Annotated in this window: 13 protein-coding genes and 1 other RNA gene; 6 read left to right on the top strand and 8 right to left on the bottom strand. The window is 66.8% G+C overall.

Features of this window, described 5'->3' with window-relative positions; translation table 11 throughout:
• Positions 1 to 43 precede the first annotated feature (43 nt).
• Complete coding sequence (locus AC1DKV_RS14390; protein ID WP_441612728.1) at positions 44 to 997, bottom strand: LysR family transcriptional regulator; 954 nt, start codon at positions 995 to 997, stop codon at positions 44 to 46.
• Positions 998 to 1,127: 130 nt separating this feature from the next.
• Here AC1DKV_RS14390 and AC1DKV_RS14385 point away from each other — a divergent pair, with 130 nt between their 5' ends.
• The 4 genes from AC1DKV_RS14385 to AC1DKV_RS14370 all read left to right on the top strand — a co-directional run bounded on the left by AC1DKV_RS14385 (position 1,128) and on the right by AC1DKV_RS14370 (position 5,233).
• Complete coding sequence (locus AC1DKV_RS14385) at positions 1,128 to 2,393, top strand: D-amino acid dehydrogenase (RefSeq protein ID WP_441612542.1); 1,266 nt, start codon at positions 1,128 to 1,130, stop codon at positions 2,391 to 2,393.
• Positions 2,394 to 2,560: 167 nt separating this feature from the next.
• Positions 2,561 to 3,481 carry a glutamate/aspartate ABC transporter substrate-binding protein gene (locus AC1DKV_RS14380; protein WP_441612541.1) on the top strand — a complete coding sequence of 307 codons (921 nt, stop codon included), beginning with the start codon at positions 2,561 to 2,563 and terminating at the stop codon, positions 3,479 to 3,481.
• A 268-nt stretch (positions 3,482 to 3,749) separates the two neighbouring features.
• Positions 3,750 to 4,547: a transporter substrate-binding domain-containing protein gene (locus tag AC1DKV_RS14375; protein ID WP_441612540.1), complete on the top strand. Its 798-nt coding sequence runs from the start codon at positions 3,750 to 3,752 to the stop codon at positions 4,545 to 4,547.
• Positions 4,548 to 4,573: 26 nt separating this feature from the next.
• A complete protein-coding gene (locus AC1DKV_RS14370; protein WP_477137624.1) occupies positions 4,574 to 5,233 on the top strand; it encodes an amino acid ABC transporter permease in 660 nt (219 codons plus the stop codon).
• Between the two features lie 136 nt (positions 5,234 to 5,369).
• Here the strand turns inward: AC1DKV_RS14370 and cphA (AC1DKV_RS14365) are convergent, their stop codons facing one another.
• Both cphA (AC1DKV_RS14365) and cphA (AC1DKV_RS14360) read right to left on the bottom strand, forming a co-directional pair.
• Positions 5,370 to 7,943 carry a cyanophycin synthetase gene (gene cphA / locus AC1DKV_RS14365; protein WP_441612538.1) on the bottom strand — a complete coding sequence of 858 codons (2,574 nt, stop codon included), beginning with the start codon at positions 7,941 to 7,943 and terminating at the stop codon, positions 5,370 to 5,372.
• A 41-nt stretch (positions 7,944 to 7,984) separates the two neighbouring features.
• Positions 7,985 to 10,621, bottom strand: a complete 2,637-nt coding sequence (cphA, locus tag AC1DKV_RS14360) for a cyanophycin synthetase (RefSeq protein WP_441612537.1) — start codon at positions 10,619 to 10,621, stop codon at positions 7,985 to 7,987.
• Positions 10,622 to 10,858: 237 nt separating this feature from the next.
• Between cphA (AC1DKV_RS14360) and AC1DKV_RS14355 the strand changes: the two genes are divergently transcribed.
• Positions 10,859 to 13,150, top strand: a complete 2,292-nt coding sequence (locus AC1DKV_RS14355) for a cyanophycin metabolism-associated ABC transporter (RefSeq protein WP_441612536.1) — start codon at positions 10,859 to 10,861, stop codon at positions 13,148 to 13,150.
• 13 nt (positions 13,151 to 13,163) lie between these two features.
• On the top strand, positions 13,164 to 13,682 hold the full coding sequence (locus AC1DKV_RS14350) for a cyanophycin metabolism-associated DUF1854 family protein (RefSeq protein WP_441612535.1): 519 nt from the start codon (positions 13,164 to 13,166) through the stop codon (positions 13,680 to 13,682).
• A gap of 43 nt (positions 13,683 to 13,725) precedes the next feature.
• On the opposite strand, the gene AC1DKV_RS14345 is transcribed toward AC1DKV_RS14350, so the two are convergent.
• From AC1DKV_RS14345 to ompA, 5 genes are all read right to left on the bottom strand, one after another.
• Positions 13,726 to 14,583, bottom strand: coding sequence for a hypothetical protein (locus tag AC1DKV_RS14345; protein ID WP_441612534.1), 858 nt, complete (start codon positions 14,581 to 14,583; stop codon positions 13,726 to 13,728).
• 542 nt (positions 14,584 to 15,125) lie between these two features.
• Positions 15,126 to 15,484: a transfer-messenger RNA gene (gene ssrA, locus AC1DKV_RS14340) on the bottom strand.
• Positions 15,485 to 15,560: 76 nt separating this feature from the next.
• Complete coding sequence (gph, locus tag AC1DKV_RS14335; RefSeq protein WP_441612533.1) at positions 15,561 to 16,235, bottom strand: phosphoglycolate phosphatase; 675 nt, start codon at positions 16,233 to 16,235, stop codon at positions 15,561 to 15,563.
• A 2-nt stretch (positions 16,236 to 16,237) separates the two neighbouring features.
• The gene (ubiG, locus tag AC1DKV_RS14330; RefSeq protein WP_441612532.1) at positions 16,238 to 16,987 is read right to left on the bottom strand and encodes a bifunctional 2-polyprenyl-6-hydroxyphenol methylase/3-demethylubiquinol 3-O-methyltransferase UbiG; all 750 of its coding nucleotides are present in this window, start codon (positions 16,985 to 16,987) and stop codon (positions 16,238 to 16,240) included.
• A 110-nt stretch (positions 16,988 to 17,097) separates the two neighbouring features.
• Positions 17,098 to 17,757 (bottom strand): outer membrane protein OmpA, encoded by a 660-nt coding sequence (ompA, locus tag AC1DKV_RS14325; protein WP_441612531.1) that lies wholly within the window; start codon positions 17,755 to 17,757, stop codon positions 17,098 to 17,100.
• Positions 17,758 to 18,072 lie beyond the last annotated feature (315 nt).

The following is an 18,072-nucleotide window of genomic DNA, read 5'->3' as shown; positions in this document are numbered from 1 at the left end:
GCACGGCGCATATTGCTGTCAAATTTCACGGCTTGCGCAAGCGCTATTTCGGGACATGCTCCAAGCTGACCGCGGGCGCCTCCAGGCGCACGGGCAGCGTCGCCGCGAGTTGCCGTGCGGCGTCGGCGAACTGCGCGCACATGTCGTCGGCCAGGCTGGAACTGCCCCTGTGGCTGGCGCGCAGCGCCTGGATCTCGAACGCCAGCGCCGGCTTCACCGCATGCAGCGAGACCTGTCCGGGATTGGCGCCAAGCGCCGTGTACTGGTCGAGCAAGGTCAGGCCGAGGCCGGCATCGACCAGCGCCAGCGCCAGCGAGTAGGTCTGGACTTCCAGCATCGAACGCGGCTCGAGCGCATTGCGCGCCAGCGTCTGGCGCACCAGCAGGCCGAGCGAGCTGTTGTCGTCGTAGGCGATGAACGGACGGTCCACCAGCCGCTGCATCGGCACGTCGGCGCGCCGCGCGCGGGTCGACAGCGGTTCGCCGCGCGGCACCGCCAGCAGCATCTGTCCGCTGGCCACCGGTTCGCTGGCGATGGCCTCGTGGCGCGGCGGCGCGAAGGCGAAGCCCAGATCGATCTGGTTGGCCAGCAAGCCTTGCACGATCTCGTCGGTATGGTGGGTCAGCACCTGCACCTGCGTGTCCGGGTGGCGCGCGCAGAAGCGGCGCACGGCGGGCACCAGCAAGGGGTTGGCCAGGCTCGGCGTGGCGGCCACCCGCAGCCGGCCGGCACCTTTGTGGCGCAGGCTTTCCGAGACGCGCCGCACGCGTTCGATCTCGCCGTAGAGCCGTTCGACGTCGCCGTAGAGGGCATTGGCTTCCGGCGTGGCCTGCAGCCGGCCCTTGATGCGCTCGAACAGGCGGAAGCCGAGCGTGGCCTCGGCGTGCTGCAGCACGCGCGTCACCACGGGCTGGGACACGTGCAGCAGGCGCGCTGCCTCGCTGACGGTGCCGGTCAGCATGACGGCGCGGAAGACCTCGATCTGGCGCAGGCGCATCGGGACGGACGGGTACCTGGGAGCACCCATAGCCTAAAGACATATTCTGGCACGTATTCGCATTGGGCAAGCCGGCCGGGCTGGGCTACGCTGCGCGCATCGGATCGGACGGCAGCGGAGCAGGCAGGCAATGAAGGTTGTGATCGTGGGCGCGGGGGTGGTGGGGATGAGTACGGCCTGGCGGCTGGCGGCCGAGGGGCACGAAGTGAGCGTGCTCGAACGGTGCGCCGGCCCGGGCGAGGAAACCAGCTTCGCCAACGGCGGGCAGCTCAGCTACAGCTATGTGGCGCCGCTGGCCGGGCCGGGTGTGCTGGGCAAGGTGCCGGGCTGGCTGCTGCGCGCCGATTCGCCGATGCGCTTCCGGCCTTCGCTGGACCCGGCGCAATGGCGCTGGCTGGTCGCCTTCGCGCGCGCCTGCAACGCGGCCACCAGCGAAGCCACCACGCGCAAGCTGCTGCGGCTGGCCTTCTACTCGCGCGACCTGATGCAGGCTTTCGTCGACAGCGAGCCGGCGGACTTCGGCTTCGCGCGGCGCGGCAAGCTGATCGTGCACCGCGAAGCCGCCAGCTTTGACGCGGCCTGCCGCCTGCTCGACTACCAGGCCAGCCTGGGCTGCGAACAGCAGGCGCTGGACCGCGATGCCACGGTGGCGCTGGAGCCGGCGCTGGCCGGCATCCGCGGCGACATCGCCGGCGCCATCTACACGCCCAGCGAGGAGGTGGCCGATTGCCATCGCTTCTGCCTGTCGCTGGCATGGTTGCTGCGAGACCGTCCCGGCGTGTCGCTGCGCTTCGGTACCGATGTGCAGGGCATCGAGCGCCAGGGCGAGCGCGTCATCGGCGTGCGCACCGGCAACGGCATCGAGCAGGCCGACGCGGTGGTGGTGGCCGGCGGCATGGGCAGCGTGGCGCTGCTGCGCCCGCTGGGACTGCGTGCGCCGCTGTGGCCGCTCAAGGGCTACAGCATCACCGTGCCGATCCGCGACGGCGCCACCGCGCCGCACATCAGCATCACGGACTTCGCGCGCAAGATCGTCTATGCCCGTATCGGCAATACGCTGCGCGTGGCGGGCATGGCCGACCTGGTGCGCGGGGATACCGTCATCGATCGCAGTCGCATTGCCACGCTGGCCGGCGAGACCGGCGCGCTGTTCGGCGGCATGGCGCGGGACGCGGCGATGCCGGAGCTGCTGCAGCCATGGACCGGACTGCGCCCGGCCACGCCGAGCGGGTTGCCGCTGGTGGGGCAGTCGCGCCTGCGCGGGCTGTGGCTCAACATTGGCCACGGCGCGCTGGGCTTCACGCTGGCGATGGGCAGCGCGGGCCTGCTGGCCGACCTCCTTGCCGGGCGCAAGCCGGCGGTCGAGGCCGGGGATTTCAGCGCGGTGCTGGCGTGAGCCGGCCGGGCATCGAGGGTAGATCACAGTTGCACAGACATTGCGCCGCGTAGTCATATAGCCGCGCGGCCATGGCGCAGCAAATCGCGCAGAAGTACCGCAGCACAGGCCGGCAAGCGGCCTGGCAACGACACGAGCCGTCCCTTCAACCCAAGGAGAAAAACGAGATGAAACTGCACGCACGCCTGCCCCGCCTGAACAGGATTTCCCGCTGCCTGCTGGCGGCCGCCATGCTCGCGGGCGCCGCCGGCGCGGCCAGCGCCGACGACGGCGACACGCTGCGCAAGATCAAGGACACCGGCGTGATCTCGCTGGGCTACCGCGAGTCGTCGATCCCGTTCTCCTATACGAACGGCAAGGACGTGATGGGCTATTCGCACGAGATCCTGCTGCAGATCGTCGACAAGGTAAAAGCCCAGCTGCAGATGCCTGGCCTGCAGGTCAAGCTGATCCCGATCACCTCGCAGAACCGCATCTCGCTGATGCAGAACGGCACCATCGATATCGAGTGTGGCACCACCACCAACAATATCGAGCGGCAGAAGCAGGTGGCGTTTTCCAACAGCCTGTTCGTCTATGGCCTGCGCATGCTGACCAGGAAGGACTCGGGCGTGAAGGACTTCCCCGATCTGAAGGACCGCAACGTGGTGACCACCGCGGGCACCACCGACGAGCGCCTGCTGGTCAAGATGAACGGCGAGAAGGCCATGAACATGAACCTGATCAGCACCAAGGACCATGGCCAGTCCTTCCTGATCCTGGAAAGCGGCCGCGCGGTGGCCTTCGTCATGGACGAGCCGCTGCTCTACGGCGAGCTGACCAAGGCCAAGAGCGCCGGCGACTGGACCGTGGTTGGCACGCCGCTGCAGACCGAGAACTACGCCTGCATGTTCCGCAAGGACGATCCTTCCTTCAAGAAGCTGGCCGACGACGTGATCGCCGGGCTGATGACCAGCGGGCGTGCCGAGCAGCTCTACAAGAAGTGGTTCCAGTCGCCGATTCCGCCGCGCAATATCAACCTCAACTACCCGCTGTCCGCCGACATGAAGGATCTGTACGCCCATCCGAACGACAAGGCGTTCCAGTAAGCGGGCGTCCGGGCGAAGAGGGCAGGGCGGAGGGCACGGACCAAGGCGCGGACCAAGGCGGGGATGAAGGCAGGGACGAAGGCAAGGACGAAGGCAAGGACAGGCAGGGCGAATCGTTATTGCTGAGCGGCGCGGAGTTGCGGTAGGCTCCAAGCCGGACTACGCTCCTATGTGGGCCGCAATCGCGGCCGGCATGCAAGGGCGGACGGTATTCGCCGCGGGTGGCGCGGGCTCCGGTTGCGCGCTGCCTGTTCTGACTGGAGATTTTATGCGATCACTTCGTACCGGCTGCCTGCGGGCATTGTTCGCCGCCGCGCTGCTGGCGACCGGCGCCGCCGCCCAGGCCGCCGACCTGCTCGACACCGTGAAGCAGGCCGGCGTGCTGAGGATCGGGCTCGAGGGCACCTATCCGCCCTTCAACTACCGCGGCACCAGCAACCAGCTCGAAGGCTTCGACGTCGACGTGGCGAAGGGCGTGGCGACCAAGCTGGGCGTCAAGCCGGAGTTCGTCACCACCGAGTGGAGCGGAATCATTGCCGGGCTGCAGGCCGGCAAGTTCGATGTCATCGTCAACCAGGTCGCGGTGACACCGGCGCGCAAGCAGGTGCTGGACTTTTCCACGCCCTACGTCTACTCGGCGGCGCAGCTGATCCAGCGCAAGGACGACAAGCGCCAGTTCAAGTCCCTGGACGACCTCAAGGGCAAGAAGCTGGGCGTGAGCCTGGGCAGCAACTACAACGAGCTGGCCAAGTCGGTGGCCGGCATCGACGTCAAGACCTATCCCGGCGCGCCCGAGTACCTGCGCGACCTGGCCTCGCAGCGCGTGGACGCGGCGCTCAACGACCGCCTGATGATCGGCTACCTGATCAAGACCTCCAACCTGCCGCTGCGGCCCGGCGCCATCGTCGAAGGCGGCAGTTCCGAGGTGGCGATCCCCTTCCGCAAGGACAATCCCAGGTTCGCGCAGGCCATCGACCGCGCGCTCGACGACATGCGCAAGGACGGCTCGCTCGGCAAGCTGTCGGCGAAGTGGTTCGGCAGCGACGTGACCAAGCCAGTCAAGTAAGCGGGCGGCACCTCCTGCCTTAGTTCATGTCCGCTCTCCAGCTCGTCGTCGATTCGCTGCCAGTGCTGATGCAGGGCATGCTGCTCACCATCAAGTTCGCGCTGTCGTCGATGGCCTTCGGGCTGGTGATCGGCATCGTGGTGGCGCTGATGGGCATCAGCCACCGGGCCGTGCCGCGCGCGATCGCGCGCACCTATGTCAGCCTGATGCGCGGCACGCCGCTGCTGGTACAGATCTTCGTGGTGTACTACGGGCTGCCCGGCATCGGCATCGCGCTGGAGCCGACACCGGCAGGCGTGCTCACGCTCAGCCTGAACGTGGGCGCGTATCTTTCCGAGAGCATGCGCGGCGCCATCCAGGGGATCCCGCGCGGCCAGTGGCTGGCGGCCTACAGCCTGGGCCTGACGCAGGGCCAGACGCTGCGCTACGTGGTGGGCCCGCAGGCCCTGCGGCTGGCCGTGCCCAGCTTGTCGAACAGCCTGATCAGCCTGATCAAGGACACCTCGCTGGTGTCGGTGATCACGGTGACCGAGTTGCTGCGTACCGCGCAGGAAGTGATCGCGGCCACTTACCAGCCACTGCCGCTCTATCTTGCGGTGGCGGCCATCTACTGGGTGCTCAGCACGGCGCTGTCGCAGGTGCAGCGGGTGCTGGAGCGGCGCTTGTCGCTGCCGGGGCGGCACTAGGCGCTGACTGCCCGGGCAAAGAAAAAGCCAGCCCGAAGGCTGGCTTTTTCTTTGCCGGCGATACCACGGAACACGGAAGGCAAGTTTTTCTCCCCCTCTCCCATTTCATGAAAGAGGGGCAGGCGTGCCGTGCACCCTACGCCGCTTCGCCGATGCGCTTGGCGATATGGTCAAGCGCCTCTTCCACCTGGTCCACCAGGATCAGGCACAGGTCGCCGGGCTGCAGGTGCTCCAGGGCGGTATCGATGGCGAGGAATTCCCCCCGGATCTCTTGCACCGCGCTGGCGCGCTTTGCGCCCTCCAGGCCTTCGCGCAGCAAGGCCAGCACTTCGCCGTCTTCCCGCCCGCGCTGGCACTGGTCCTGGTACAGCACCACCTGGTCGAACACGCCGCCGAGGATTTCGGTCTGGCGGCGGATGTCGACGTCGCGGCGGTCGCCGGCGCCGCTGATCACCACCGAGCGGCGCTTGGCCGGCATGCCTTCGATGGCGTCGCACAGGGCCTGGATGGCGTCCGGGTTGTGGCCGTAGTCGGCGATCAGGGTGGCGCCCTTGTAGTCGAACACATTGAAGCGCCCCGGGGCGGTGGCCGCATCGTTGACGAAGGTGGCCAGGCCACGGCGGATCACTTCCCAGTCGATGCCGAGCGCCCATGCCGCCGCGGTGGCCGACATGGCGTTCTCGACCTGGAAGCCGATGGCGCCGCCGCGCGTGAGCGGGATGGAGGACAGCGCGAGGCGGACCTGGGTGTCGCCCTCGGCGGCCACGATATGGCCGTCCTCGACGAACACCACACGCTTGCCTTGCGCGCGGTGCGTGGCCATCACGGGGTTGTTCGTGTCGGCGGTGAAGAAGGTCACGGAGCCGGGGCAGGCATCGGCCATGCGCACCACCATGGGATCGGCCGCGTTGAGCACGGCCATGCCGTGCGGCGCCACGTTCTGCACGATGACGCTCTTGAGCACGGCCAGGTCTTCCACGGTGCTGATGTAGGACAGGCCGAGGTGATCGCCTTCGCCCACATTGGTGACCACGGCGACGTCGCAGCGGTCGAAGGCCAGGCCTTCGCGCAGCAGGCCGCCGCGCGCGGTCTCGAACACGGCGGCGTCCACGTCCGGGTGCATCAGCACATTGCGCGCGCTGCGCGGGCCGCTGCAGTCACCGGTGTCGATGCGCTCGCCCCTGATATAGACGCCGTCGGTGCCCGTCATGCCCATGCGCAGGCCGCTGGAGGCGAGCAGGTGGGTGATCAGGCGGACCGTGGTGGTCTTGCCATTGGTGCCCGACACCGCCACCACCGGGATGCGGCCGTCGTCGCCGTCGGCGAACATGGTGGAGATGATGGCTTCGCCAACCGCGCGGCCTTTGCCGTAGGACGGCTGCAGGTGCATGCGCAGGCCCGGCGCGGCGTTGACCTCGACGATGCCGCCGGCCTGTTCCTCGAACGGCTTGAGCACGGTTTCGCAGACTGCGTCGACGCCGCAGATATCGAGCCCGACCATCTGCGCCGCGGCCACGGCGCGCGCGGCCATGTCGGGGTGCACGTCGTCGGTGACGTCGGTGGCGCTACCGCCGGTGGACAGGTTGGCGTTGTTGCGCAGGACCACGCGGGTGCCCTTGGCCGGCACCGAGTCGGCGGTCAGGTTTTGCTTGGCCAGCGTAGCCAGCGCGATATCGTCGAAACGGATCTTGGTCAGCGAGGTGGCGTGGCCCTCGCCGCGGCGCGGGTCGCGGTTGACCTCGTCGACCAGTTCGCGCACGGTGTGCCTGCCGTCGCCGGTGACCTGCGGCGGATCGCGGCGGGCGGCGGCAACCAGGTGCTTGCCGACCACCAGCAGGCGGAAGTCGTGACCGGGGATATAGCGCTCGACGATCACGTCGGAGCTGATGTCGGCGGCAACCTCGAAGGCAGCGGTGACTTCCTCGCGGGTGCGGATGCGCACGGCCACGCCCTTGCCCTGGTTGCCGTCGCGGGGCTTGACCACCACCGGCGCGTTGATTTCCTGGGCCGCGGCCCAGGCTTCGTCGGCATCCGTCACGGTGCGGCCCAGCGGCACCGGCACGCCGGCGGCGTGCAGCAGGGTCTTGGTGAGGTCCTTGTCCTGCGCGATCGATTCCGAGACCGCGCTGGTCATGTCGGTCTCGGCAGCCTGGATGCGGCGCTGCTTGCTGCCCCAGCCGAACTGCACCATGCTGCCCTGGGTCAGGCGGCGGTAAGGGATGCCGCGAGCCACGCCGGCATAGACGATGGAGCCGGTGCTCGGCCCCAGGCGCACATCCTCGTCGAGCTCGCGCAGGCGATGCAGCGCATCGGCAAGGTCGAAGGGCATGTCGTCGCGCGCGGCGCGGCACAGCGTGGCGGCCAGTTCCAGCGCGAGCCGGCCGACTTCTTCCTCGCTGTACTGGACCACCACCTGGTAGGTGCCGGGTTCGACCGTGGGCGCGGTGCGGCTGAAGCTGACCGGGCAGCCGGCTTCGGCCTGCAGGCGCATCGCCGCGCATTCGAGCGCGTGCGCCAGCGACACCACGCCTTCGTTGTCGTCGGGCCGCAGCGGACCGACTTCGGGAAAGCGCGCGCGCAGGCGCTCTTCGAAGCCAGGCAGCTGGGCCAGGGTGTGGGCCTCGTCCGAACACGAAACGATGGCTTCGATGGCGGTGTGGCGGCACCACAGGTTGGGGCCGCGCAGGGCCCGGATACGTGAGACTTCCATGAAATCAGTTTCCTCTTGGATCCGTTCTTCTGCGGTCCGGATCAGGCGCGGCGGCCCGGCTGGCCCATCCACTGGTGGACCAGGTCGATCGTCGGCAGGGTCGAGCCTTCGTCGCACTGCAGGACCAGCAGGTCGCCGGCCACCACTTGTGCGAGCGCGGCCTCGATGGCCTGGCGGCGCGAGCCTTCGTCGATGATCTTGGTCACGCGGCGGCCTTCGTACAGGCCTTGCTTGAGCAGCGCGCGCGCCTCGGCATCGGGCAGGGGGCTCTCGACGGAGCGGTCCTCGCACAGGAAGACGCGGTCGAACGAGGCGCCCAGCACCTTGCCCTGCTTGACCATGTCTTCGTCGCGGCGCCGCAGTCCGGCGCCGTACACCACCACGCGGCGTTCGGTCGGGAAGCGCTCCAGCGCCGCCACCAGCGCTTCCAGCGCGGGGGCGTTGTGGGCGTCGTCGATCACCACGATGGCGCCGTTGCGCTCGAACAGCGTGAAGCGGCCCGGCACGTCCACCTGGCCGACGTCGAAGGTCACCACGCCGGCGCGGATCAGGTCGTGCGAGATGCCCAGCGCCCAGCCGGTGGCCACTGCCGCCAGCACGTTCTCGACCTGGAAGGCCACGCGCCCGGCATAGGTCAGGGGGATGGCGGCGACATCGGTCAGCGGCGTCTCGCGGCTGCCGGTGGCCAGCACCACCTTGCCGTCGCGCACATACACGGTGCGGCGGCCGGCCGCGCGGTGCGCGGCGATGGCGGGCAGGTCGGCCGAGAGGCCGAAGAAGATCACGTCGCCATCGCACAGCTCGGCCATCTCGACCACCAGCGGGTCGCGCGCGTTGAGCACGGCCACGCCGCCGTCGAGCACCACGTCGACCTGCGTGCGCAGCACGTTGTACATCTTCTCGACTTCCTCGACGTAGTACTGGCCGAGGTGGTCTGGCACGTCGATATTGGTGACCACGCCGACCTGGCAGCGGTCATAGGCGAGGCCTTCGGAGAGGATGGCGCCGCTGTCGTTCTCGAGCACGGCGGCATCGACCGCGCGGTTCATCAGGATGCGGTGCGCGGCGTCCCAGTTGGCGCAATCGCCGCCTTCGACCCGGCGGCGGTCGAGGTAGAGGCCGTCGCTGCAGGCCAGGCCGGTGTGCTTGCCGGACAGTTGCAGCAGGCGCGCCACCAGCTTGGCCACCACGGTCTTGCCATTGGTGCCGGTGATGCCCACCACCGGGATGCGGCCGTTGTCGTCGCCTTCGCCGGCGGGGAACAGGTGGTCCACCACCGCGCGCCCGACCGGGCGCGCTTCGCCGTTGGAGGGCTTGAGGTGCATCAGCAGGCCGGGGCCGGCATTGACCTCGACGATGGCGCCGCGCTGCTCGGCCAGCGGGCGCGAGATGTCTTGCGCCACCAGGTCGACGCCGGCGATGTCCAGGCCCACCACGCGGGCGGCCAGCGAGGCATGCGCGGCCACGCTCGGGTGCACGCGGTCGGTCACGTCGAAGGCGACATTGCCGTTGCGCTGGATCAGCACGTGCTTGCCTTCCGGCGGCACGGAGGCGGCGTCGTAGCCCTGGCGCTTGAGTTCGAGGCGCGCGGCGGAATCCAGGCGCACCTTGTTGAGCGGGTGGTCCTCGGTGCTGCCGCGGCGCGGATCCGAATTGATCTGCAGCTCGATCAGCTCGTCGATGGTCGACTTGCCGTCGCCGGTCACGCTGGCGGTCTCGCCCATGGCGGCGGCGACCAGGCGGCCGCCCACCACCAGCAGGCGGTGTTCGTTGCCGAGCACGAAGCGCTCGACGATGACGCCGCTGCCTTCGTCGATGGCCACCGCATAGGCGGTCTCGACTTCTTCGCGCGTGGTCAGGTTGGTGAACACGCCGCGGCCGTGGTTGCCGTCATACGGCTTGACCACCACCGGCACGCCGATGTCCTCGGCGGCGTCCCAGGCGTCGGCGGCACTTTCCACCAGGCGGCCTTCGGGCACGGGCACGCCGCAGGATTCGAGCAGGCTCTTGGTCAGGTCCTTGTCGCGCGAGATGCTCTCGGCGATGGCGCTGGTGCGGTCGGTCTCGGCGGTCCAGATGCGGCGCTGGCGGCTGCCGTAGCCGAGCTGCACCAGGTTGCCTTCGGACAGGCGCAGGGCGGGGATGTCGCGGTCATCGGCGGCATCGACGATGCAGGCGGTGCTCGGGCCCAGGCAATGCCGGTCGACCAGGCGGCGCAGGTGGTCCACGGTCTCCTGGACGTCGTAGGGACGGTCCTCGATGGCAGCCATCACCAGGTCGCGCGCGGCGAACAGGGCGGCGCGGGTGACGTCTTCGTGCCAGGCCCGCACGATCACCTTGTAGACGCCGCGGATCGGGGTCTCGCGCGCCTTGCCGAAGCCGCCGGGCATGCCCGCCAGGTTCTGCAGTTCAAGCGTGACGTGTTCCAGGATATGGCCCGGCCAGGTGCCTTCCTTGAGGCGCTGGAGGAACCCGCCGCGCTCGCCGATGCTGCAGCGGTGCTCGATCAGCGAGGGCAGCCAGGTCGACAGGCGTTCGTAGAATCCCGGGATAGTGTTGGAGGGAAAATCCTCCAGTTCCCCGATATCGACCCACGCCTCCAGCACGGGCCGATATGTCCACATATTCGGGCCGCGCAGCGACATGACATCGAAAATCTCAATGTCCTTCTTTTTCATTGATTTAGCTTGAGGCAGTGGGCGAGTGCCCGAGAAATAGAAGCCTAACCTTTCAGTAACGTTACAACGGTCAGCCGGTTGACTTTCTTGATTAAAAAGCGATTGTGCAATGCATCAGGACGCCCGTGCGTTTGGCCTTATGTATACTGCGGGCAAATTGACGGGCCGCCAGAGCGTGCCCGCCCTAAATTGTTTCAAGTTATGTCCATGCCAGGGACGCAGCATGCCGTGCCAACGATGACCCGACCTTCCTTGCCCGCGATTGATACCGACGCCCAGAACGAACCGTGGCGCAACGAACTCGGCACCCGCCTGGTGCCCGGCGAGGCCGTGCTGGCCTGGCTGGAGGTGGATCTCGACGCGAGGCTGCATTTTACCCAAGGCTGGGTACTTGTGACGGATCGTCGTCTGCTGGCACGCACGCCGGGCCAGGATGACTGGCAGGAATGGGCCATCGAGGCCGGATTATCGCTGCATCACATCGATCATGCCGGCGTCGGCACGCTCGAACTGCAGGGCGCCGGGCGGGTGCTGGCCAGCTGGCGCTACACGCTGGGCCACAACCCGGCCGCGCTGCGCCTGATCGACCAGTTCCATGCCCAGCGCGACCTCACGCAATCGGGCCGGCTGGGGCTGGCCGGTGCCGAGACCGAGAACATCTGCCCGACCTGCAAGGCGCCGCTGGCGCCGGACGACGAACAATGTCCGCAATGTAGCCGCGACCTGGAAACGCCGCCTTCGACGTGGGCACTGCTGCGTTTGTGGCGCTTTGCCCGGCCGTACCGCTTCGAATTGCTGGCCGGTTTCCTGCTGACGCTGCTGTCGACGGCCGCCACGCTGGTGCCGCCGTACCTGACCATGCCGCTGATGGACAATGTCCTGATTCCGTACCAGAACGGCGTGCCGATCGACCATGACCGGGTCAAGCTCTACCTGGCCGGCCTGCTGGGCGCCGCGCTGGTGGCGTGGAGCCTGGGATGGGCGCGCACCTACCTGCTGGCGCGCGTATCCGAGCGCATCGGCGCCGACCTGCGCACCACCACCTACGAACACCTGCTGCGCCTGTCGCTGGAGTATTTCGGCGGCAAGCGCACCGGCGACCTGATGGCCCGCATCGGCTCGGAGAGCGACCGCATCTGCGTGTTCCTGTCGTTGCATCTGCTGGATTTCGCCACCGACGTGCTGATGATCGTCATGACGGCGGCCATCCTGATTTCCATCAATCCGTGGCTGGCGCTGGTGACGCTGGTGCCGCTGCCGTTCATCGCGTGGATGATCCACCTGGTGCGCGACCGCCTGCGCCACGGCTTCGAGAAGATCGACCGGATCTGGTCCGAGATCACCAACGTGCTGGCCGATACCATCCCGGGCATCCGCGTGGTGAAGGCTTTCGCCCAGGAAAAGCGCGAAGTGGAGCGTTTCCGCGAGGCCAACCGACACAACCTGGCGATCAACGACCGCGTCAACGCGGTATGGTCGGTGTTCACGCCGACCGTCACGCTGCTCACCGAGATCGGCCTGCTGGTGGTGTGGATCTTCGGCATCTGGCAGGTGTCGCATAACGCCATCACGGTCGGCGTGCTGGTGGCCTTCCTGACCTATATCAGCCGCTTCTACACGCGCCTGGATTCGATGAGCCGCATTGTCTCGGTCACGCAGAAGGCGGCCGCGGGCGCCAAGCGCATCTTCGACATCCTCGACCATGTATCGAGCGTGCCGGAGCCGGTGCGTCCGGTGCACCTGGAGCGCGTGGAAGGCGCAATCGAGCTGCGCGACCTGGGCTTCCGCTATGGCAACCGTGCCGTGATCCGCGGGCTCAACCTGTCGATCGCGCCGGGCGAGATGATCGGCCTGGTGGGGCACAGCGGTTCGGGCAAGAGCACGCTGGTCAACCTGATCTGCCGCTTCTATGACGTCTCCGAAGGGGCGATCCGCGTCGACGGCGTGGATATCCGCTCGCTGCCGGTGTCGGAGTTCCGTCGCCATATCGGGCTGGTGCTGCAGGAGCCGTTCCTGTTCTTCGGCACGATTGCCGAGAACATCGCCTACGGCAAGCCGGGCGCGACCCGCGAGGAAATCATCGGCGCCGCGCGCGCGGCCCACGCGCACGAATTCATCCTGCGCCTGCCGCACGGCTACGATTCGCTGGTGGGCGAGCGCGGGCAGGCGCTGTCCGGCGGCGAGCGCCAGCGCATCTCGATCGCGCGCGCGCTGCTGATCAACCCGCGCGTCCTGATCATGGACGAGGCCACCTCGTCGGTGGATACCGCCACCGAGAAGGAGATCCAGAAGGCGCTGGACAACCTGGTGCAGGGCCGCACTACCATCGCCATCGCGCACCGCCTCTCCACGTTGCGCAAGGCGGACCGGCTGGTGGTGATGGACCGCGGGCAGATCGTGGAAGTGGGCGGGCACGAAGAGCTGCTGGCCCGCGAAGGCGCCTACTACAAGCTCTACCAGGCGCAGGCCCGCAATGTCGACACCGACGCGGACCAGGATCTCGATACCGCCGAAGCGGTCAACGTGTAAGCAGGCGGCACTCATGCAGAAACACGAGCAGCAAAACGATCAACACGCCGTTCAACAAGCCGTTCAACAAGTCGATTTCAAGCTCTCCCGCAATGCCTTCGGCCGCCTGGTGATGACCATGGCGGACGGTGTCGTGCACGAAGGCGTGGTACCCGTGCGCGCGTTCCCCATTGCCGCGCCCGACGACGGCGTGGGCATGATCAGTACCGATGGCCGCGAGCTGGCCTGGCTGCCGCGCCTGGACAGCTTGCCCGCGCCGCTGCGCGAGCTGATCGAGGCCGAACTGGCCAGCCGCGAATTCATGCCCGAGATCCGCCGCATCCGTTCGGTGTCGACGTTCGCCACGCCCAGTACCTGGGAAGTCGAAACCGATCGCGGCATCACCTCGCTGGTGCTGCGCGGCGAAGAAGACATCCGCCGCCTGGCCGGCTCCACGCTGCTGATCTCCGACAGCCACGGCATCCACTACCTGGTACGCAACCTCACCGGCCTGGACAAGGCCAGCCGCAAGATACTCGACCGCTTCCTCTGAGCGCGCCGCCCGCGGCGCCGTGCATGCGGCCGGCAGCTGGCGCTCAATGCTTGCCGGTGAAGATCACGCCGGCCTGGCGGTCTGCGCGCATGGCGAACAGGTAGAGCTGGCCCAGGGTCGGCAGGCTGTGCGTGGTGGTCGGATCGTAGTAGGCGATACCCGTCATGGTCGTATTCGGATAGCGGCACGGCGCCGCGCCGAACTGCAGGTTCACGTTGTAGACCTTGCCCTGGCGCCGTGGCGTCGCGGTGCCGGTGAAGGTGCAGCCCGCGCCGGCGCTGACAGTGATGTTGCCCGTGGCATCGATATGCATGGCGATGCCGTCCGAACGCATGCCGGTGGTGTCGAGTGCCACCGCATTGCCCGCGTAGTCGCCTTGCAGCCCGTCGACGGTGGCGATGTAGTTGTAGTCGGTGCTGTAGTTGGCGGTGAACGATGTCTTGCGGGCGTTGCGGTAGGTCAGCTGCGTCTGCATCAGCGAACTGGGCACGAAGCGGCCGGTGAAATCGGCTGCCGCGAGGTTGTAGCCGGCAGCCTCGAGATTGAAGTCGAGCCCGTTGTTGTTGGTGGTGAGCGTATCGGCGTTGGTGCTGTAGTTGCCGGTGATGACGCCCATCGGTACGTCGGGTACGCCCGGGGACGAGTAGAAGATGTAGAAGGCGTTCTCGTCGAGCACGAGCACATTGACCCGCTGCCCATCCGGGGTAAAGCCGTTGAAGATGCCCGTGCCGATGGCATTGGTATCAGGTGCTGCCGGCACGGCCGGCGTGGTGGGCGTGGTCGGGGTCGTCGTGGCGGCCGGGGGCGTGCGTACCACCGCCAGCCCGCTATCGTTGTCGCCCGATCCGCCACATCCTGCGAGGGTCAGCGCGATCCCTGCAGCCCCGAAGATTCTCTTCATGTTGTCCGTTGCCCGTTCCTGTGTGCCGGGGCAAAGCCGACGCCGCCAGCCGGTCGAAAAAAATATCGACTGTAACAGATGATTACAATTTGCCGGCGAAGGCGGGGGATAGGGGACGGACCGGCAGGGCGCCGCCATTTTCGTGCGGCGTCGGCCAAAAGAAAGGCGCCCGCACTGGATGAGGCAGGCGGGCGCTGGAGGGATGCTCCGGAACGGCCGGTTTAAGGCAGGCCGGAAGGCCGACCCGGCTGGTATGCCGGGATGGCCTGGGGAGATCATGCCCCCTTCGCCAGCAAATGTGAATCAGACGACTCTCATTGTGCTGGGAAATTTTCGGCGCCGCGGGCGGCGGTGCGCGATGGCCTGCGACATGATGCCGGCACGATAGGGTGCCGGACACGGGGTGCCAGATATGGGGCCGGATATGGGCCCCGATATGGCGTCTACCATGGCCCCCGATTATGTCGGCCCCAAAAAATAAAACCCCGGGGATACGATCCTCGGGGTTTTGCATGATCCCGGCAATAACCGGAATCGAATATTGGTGGAGCCGGCGGGAATCGAACCCGCGTCCGCAAGCCCTCCACAGAGAGTTCTACATACTTAGTTCTGTCATTTGATTTAACCGGTGCATCGCGGACGAACACGCTCTACAACGACGAGTCACTAGATTTTCGTCCCCGGGTTCGTGACTCACCTGGGGCTTATCTGACGTAAATGACCTCGCGTAGTCTTGCGACTCTAGCCCGTCAGCGAGCCAGTGCGAGGACGGCCGCAATTAAGCGGCCAGTGCGTAACGTTCGTCGTTAGCAGTTATTGCATTCCCATTGATTAACGAGGTGACGGGTCCTCGGTATGCCCTCCACTGCTTTGTAACCCACGTCGAAACCAGGTCGGCCCCGTGTGAACAGTGTCAAGGAGTGGAATTGTACTCCGTTGTCGACCCGGCGTGTTGTCCCGCACGCGGCGCGTCGTCTCTATCGGCGCCGCGCGGCCGGTGTCAGCAGGGCGATCAGTTCGCTCGGATGGCGCACCAGATAATCGGCGCCCCATTCTTCGGGCGGCTCGCCTTCGCCGCAATAGCCGTAGGCGGCCGTGATGGTGGCCATGCCGGCCGCCTTGCCGGCCTGGATGTCGCGCAGGTCGTCTCCGACATACACGCAGCGCGCCGGCGCGACGCCGCTGACTTCAGCGGCGTGCAGCAGCGGGGCGGGATGAGGCTTGGCGTGCGGCGTGGTGTCGCCGCTGACCACGGCCGAGGCGCGCGGCGCCAGGCCAATCGCGGCCACCAGCGGGGCGGTGAAGCGGGTGATCTTGTTGGTGACGATACCCCAGCGGATGCCGGCCGCCTCGAGCGCGTCCAGCACCTCGCCCATGCCTTCGAAGAGATGGGTATGCACGGCGATATCCGCCTCGTAGTAGTCGAGGAAGGTATCGCGCAAGGCGGGAAACTCGGGGTCGGCGGGGCTCTTGCCGAAGGCCGCGCCGATCAGGCCCCGTGCGCCGTGCGATGCCACCGGGCGGAGCTTTTCATAAGCCACGGGCGGGCGACCGTGCTCGGTGACCAGCCGGTTGGCCGCCGCGGCGAGATCGGGGGCGGTGTCGGCAAGGGTGCCGTCGAGATCGAAGAAGACTGCGTCGAATGTCTGCATGTTCAGGCGGGCCGGCGGAATGCCATCAGGTAGTTCACGTCGGTGTCGCGGCCCAGCGAATAGACCTGGGTCAGCGGGTTGTAGCTCATGCCGCGCATCTCGATCAGCTCCAGGCCCGCATTGCGGGCGTAGCGCGCCAGTTCCGACGGCGTGATGAACTTGTCGTAGTCGTGCGTGCCGCGCGGCAGCATCTTGAGCACGTATTCGGCGCCGACCACGGCCAGCAGGTAGGCCTTGAGGTTGCGGTTGATGGTGGAGAAGAACACCGTGCCGCCGGGCCGCACCAGCGTGGCGCAGGCGCGCACGATGGACTGCGGGTCGGGCACATGTTCGAGCATCTCCATGCAGGTCACCACGTCGACGCTGGCGGGCATGCGCGCGGCAAGCGCTTCGGCGGCGATCTCCTCGTAAGTCACGGATACGCCGGACTCCAGGCTGTGCAGGTCGGCAACCCGCAGCGCCTTGGTGGACAGGTCGATGCCGCGCACGGTGGCGCCGCTGCGCGCCATGCTCTCGGCCAGGATGCCGCCGCCACAGCCGATGTCCAGCACCTGCTTGCCGTTCAGCCCGGCAATGCCGTCAATCCAGTCCAGGCGCAGGGGATTGAGTTCGTGCAGCGGCTTGAACTCGCTTTCCGGGTCCCACCAGCGGTGGGCCAGTTCGCTGAACTTGTCGATTTCCCGGGCGTCGGCATTCTTGCCGAGCAGGGTGGTTTCAACGGTCGGGTGGTGCGGCGGGGAGATCTGCGTCATGGGGTTTGGCGCGCGGCCGGTGCGGCAGCGAGAAAGCGGAGGGTATGCTGCACTGTATCAAAAAAAAAGCCCAGCTTGCGCTGGGCTTTTCTTCATCGGAAAGAATCCGATTAACGTGCGCTGCGGGTGCCGACCACTTCGACTTCCACGCGGCGGTTCGGCTGCTGGCAGGCGATTTGCGCCTTGCGGTTGCCCTTGCACGACTTCGGGTCAACCTTCAGCTGACGCTTGCCCTTGCCTTCCGTGTAGACACGGTTGGCTTCCACGCCCTTGCTCACCAGATAGGCCTTGACGGCTTCAGCACGGCGGATCGACAGGCGATCGTTGTACTTGTCCGAACCGAACGAGTCGGTGTGGCCAACGGCGATGATGACTTCCAGGGTGATGCCGGACAGCTTGGAGCCCAGGTCGTCCAGCTTTGCCTTGCCTTCGGGCTTCAGCACGGCCTTGTCGAAATCGAACAGGGTGTCAGCAGCGAACGTGACCTTCTCGCTGGAAACAACCGGAGGAGCAACCGGAGCCGGCGGCGGAGCTACCGGAGCGACCGCCGGAGCCAGGGCGCCGTCGCACAGGGCGTTGGCCGTGGCCGGGGTCCACGAACTGTCGCGCCAGCAGAGCTCGTTCGTGCCGTTCTTCCACACGTACTCGCTCGTACCGTTGCCCCAGTTATCGTTCACAGCCTTCTTTTCGTAGGGGACGGACTGGGCTTGAGCGGATGCAGCCATTACTGCGGTAGCTGCAACGAGCGCGAGCTTGGCAAATTTTTTCATATTTCTCCTCTCAGGATGAGATCACCGCAGGGTTACTGCGAGCAAATGGACGGAAACAAGTCATACATTCTTCGGAGTATAACATTCTCGATGCGGTGTATGCTCCACTTCGAACAATGTCTGGCTCTTCGCTGGGGAATTGTGCCACAAGGGTCGTTTCCTAAGAAGTAAATATATTCGATTCCATCAATGGGTTTTAGGCCTGTGGTGTTTGTGCAACATGGCCCTTGCGATGCCCGCAAACCCTTGCCTGGCCGGGCTTGCAGGTTTTTGGTCCCGCTTCCGGGCGGCGCTTCCGGGCCCCGCCGGAGGCCC

Source organism: Cupriavidus sp. 05T41 (assembly GCF_056396525.1).
Note: the sequence above shows the minus strand (reverse complement) of the source record. Positions and strands in the feature narration are given on the sequence as shown.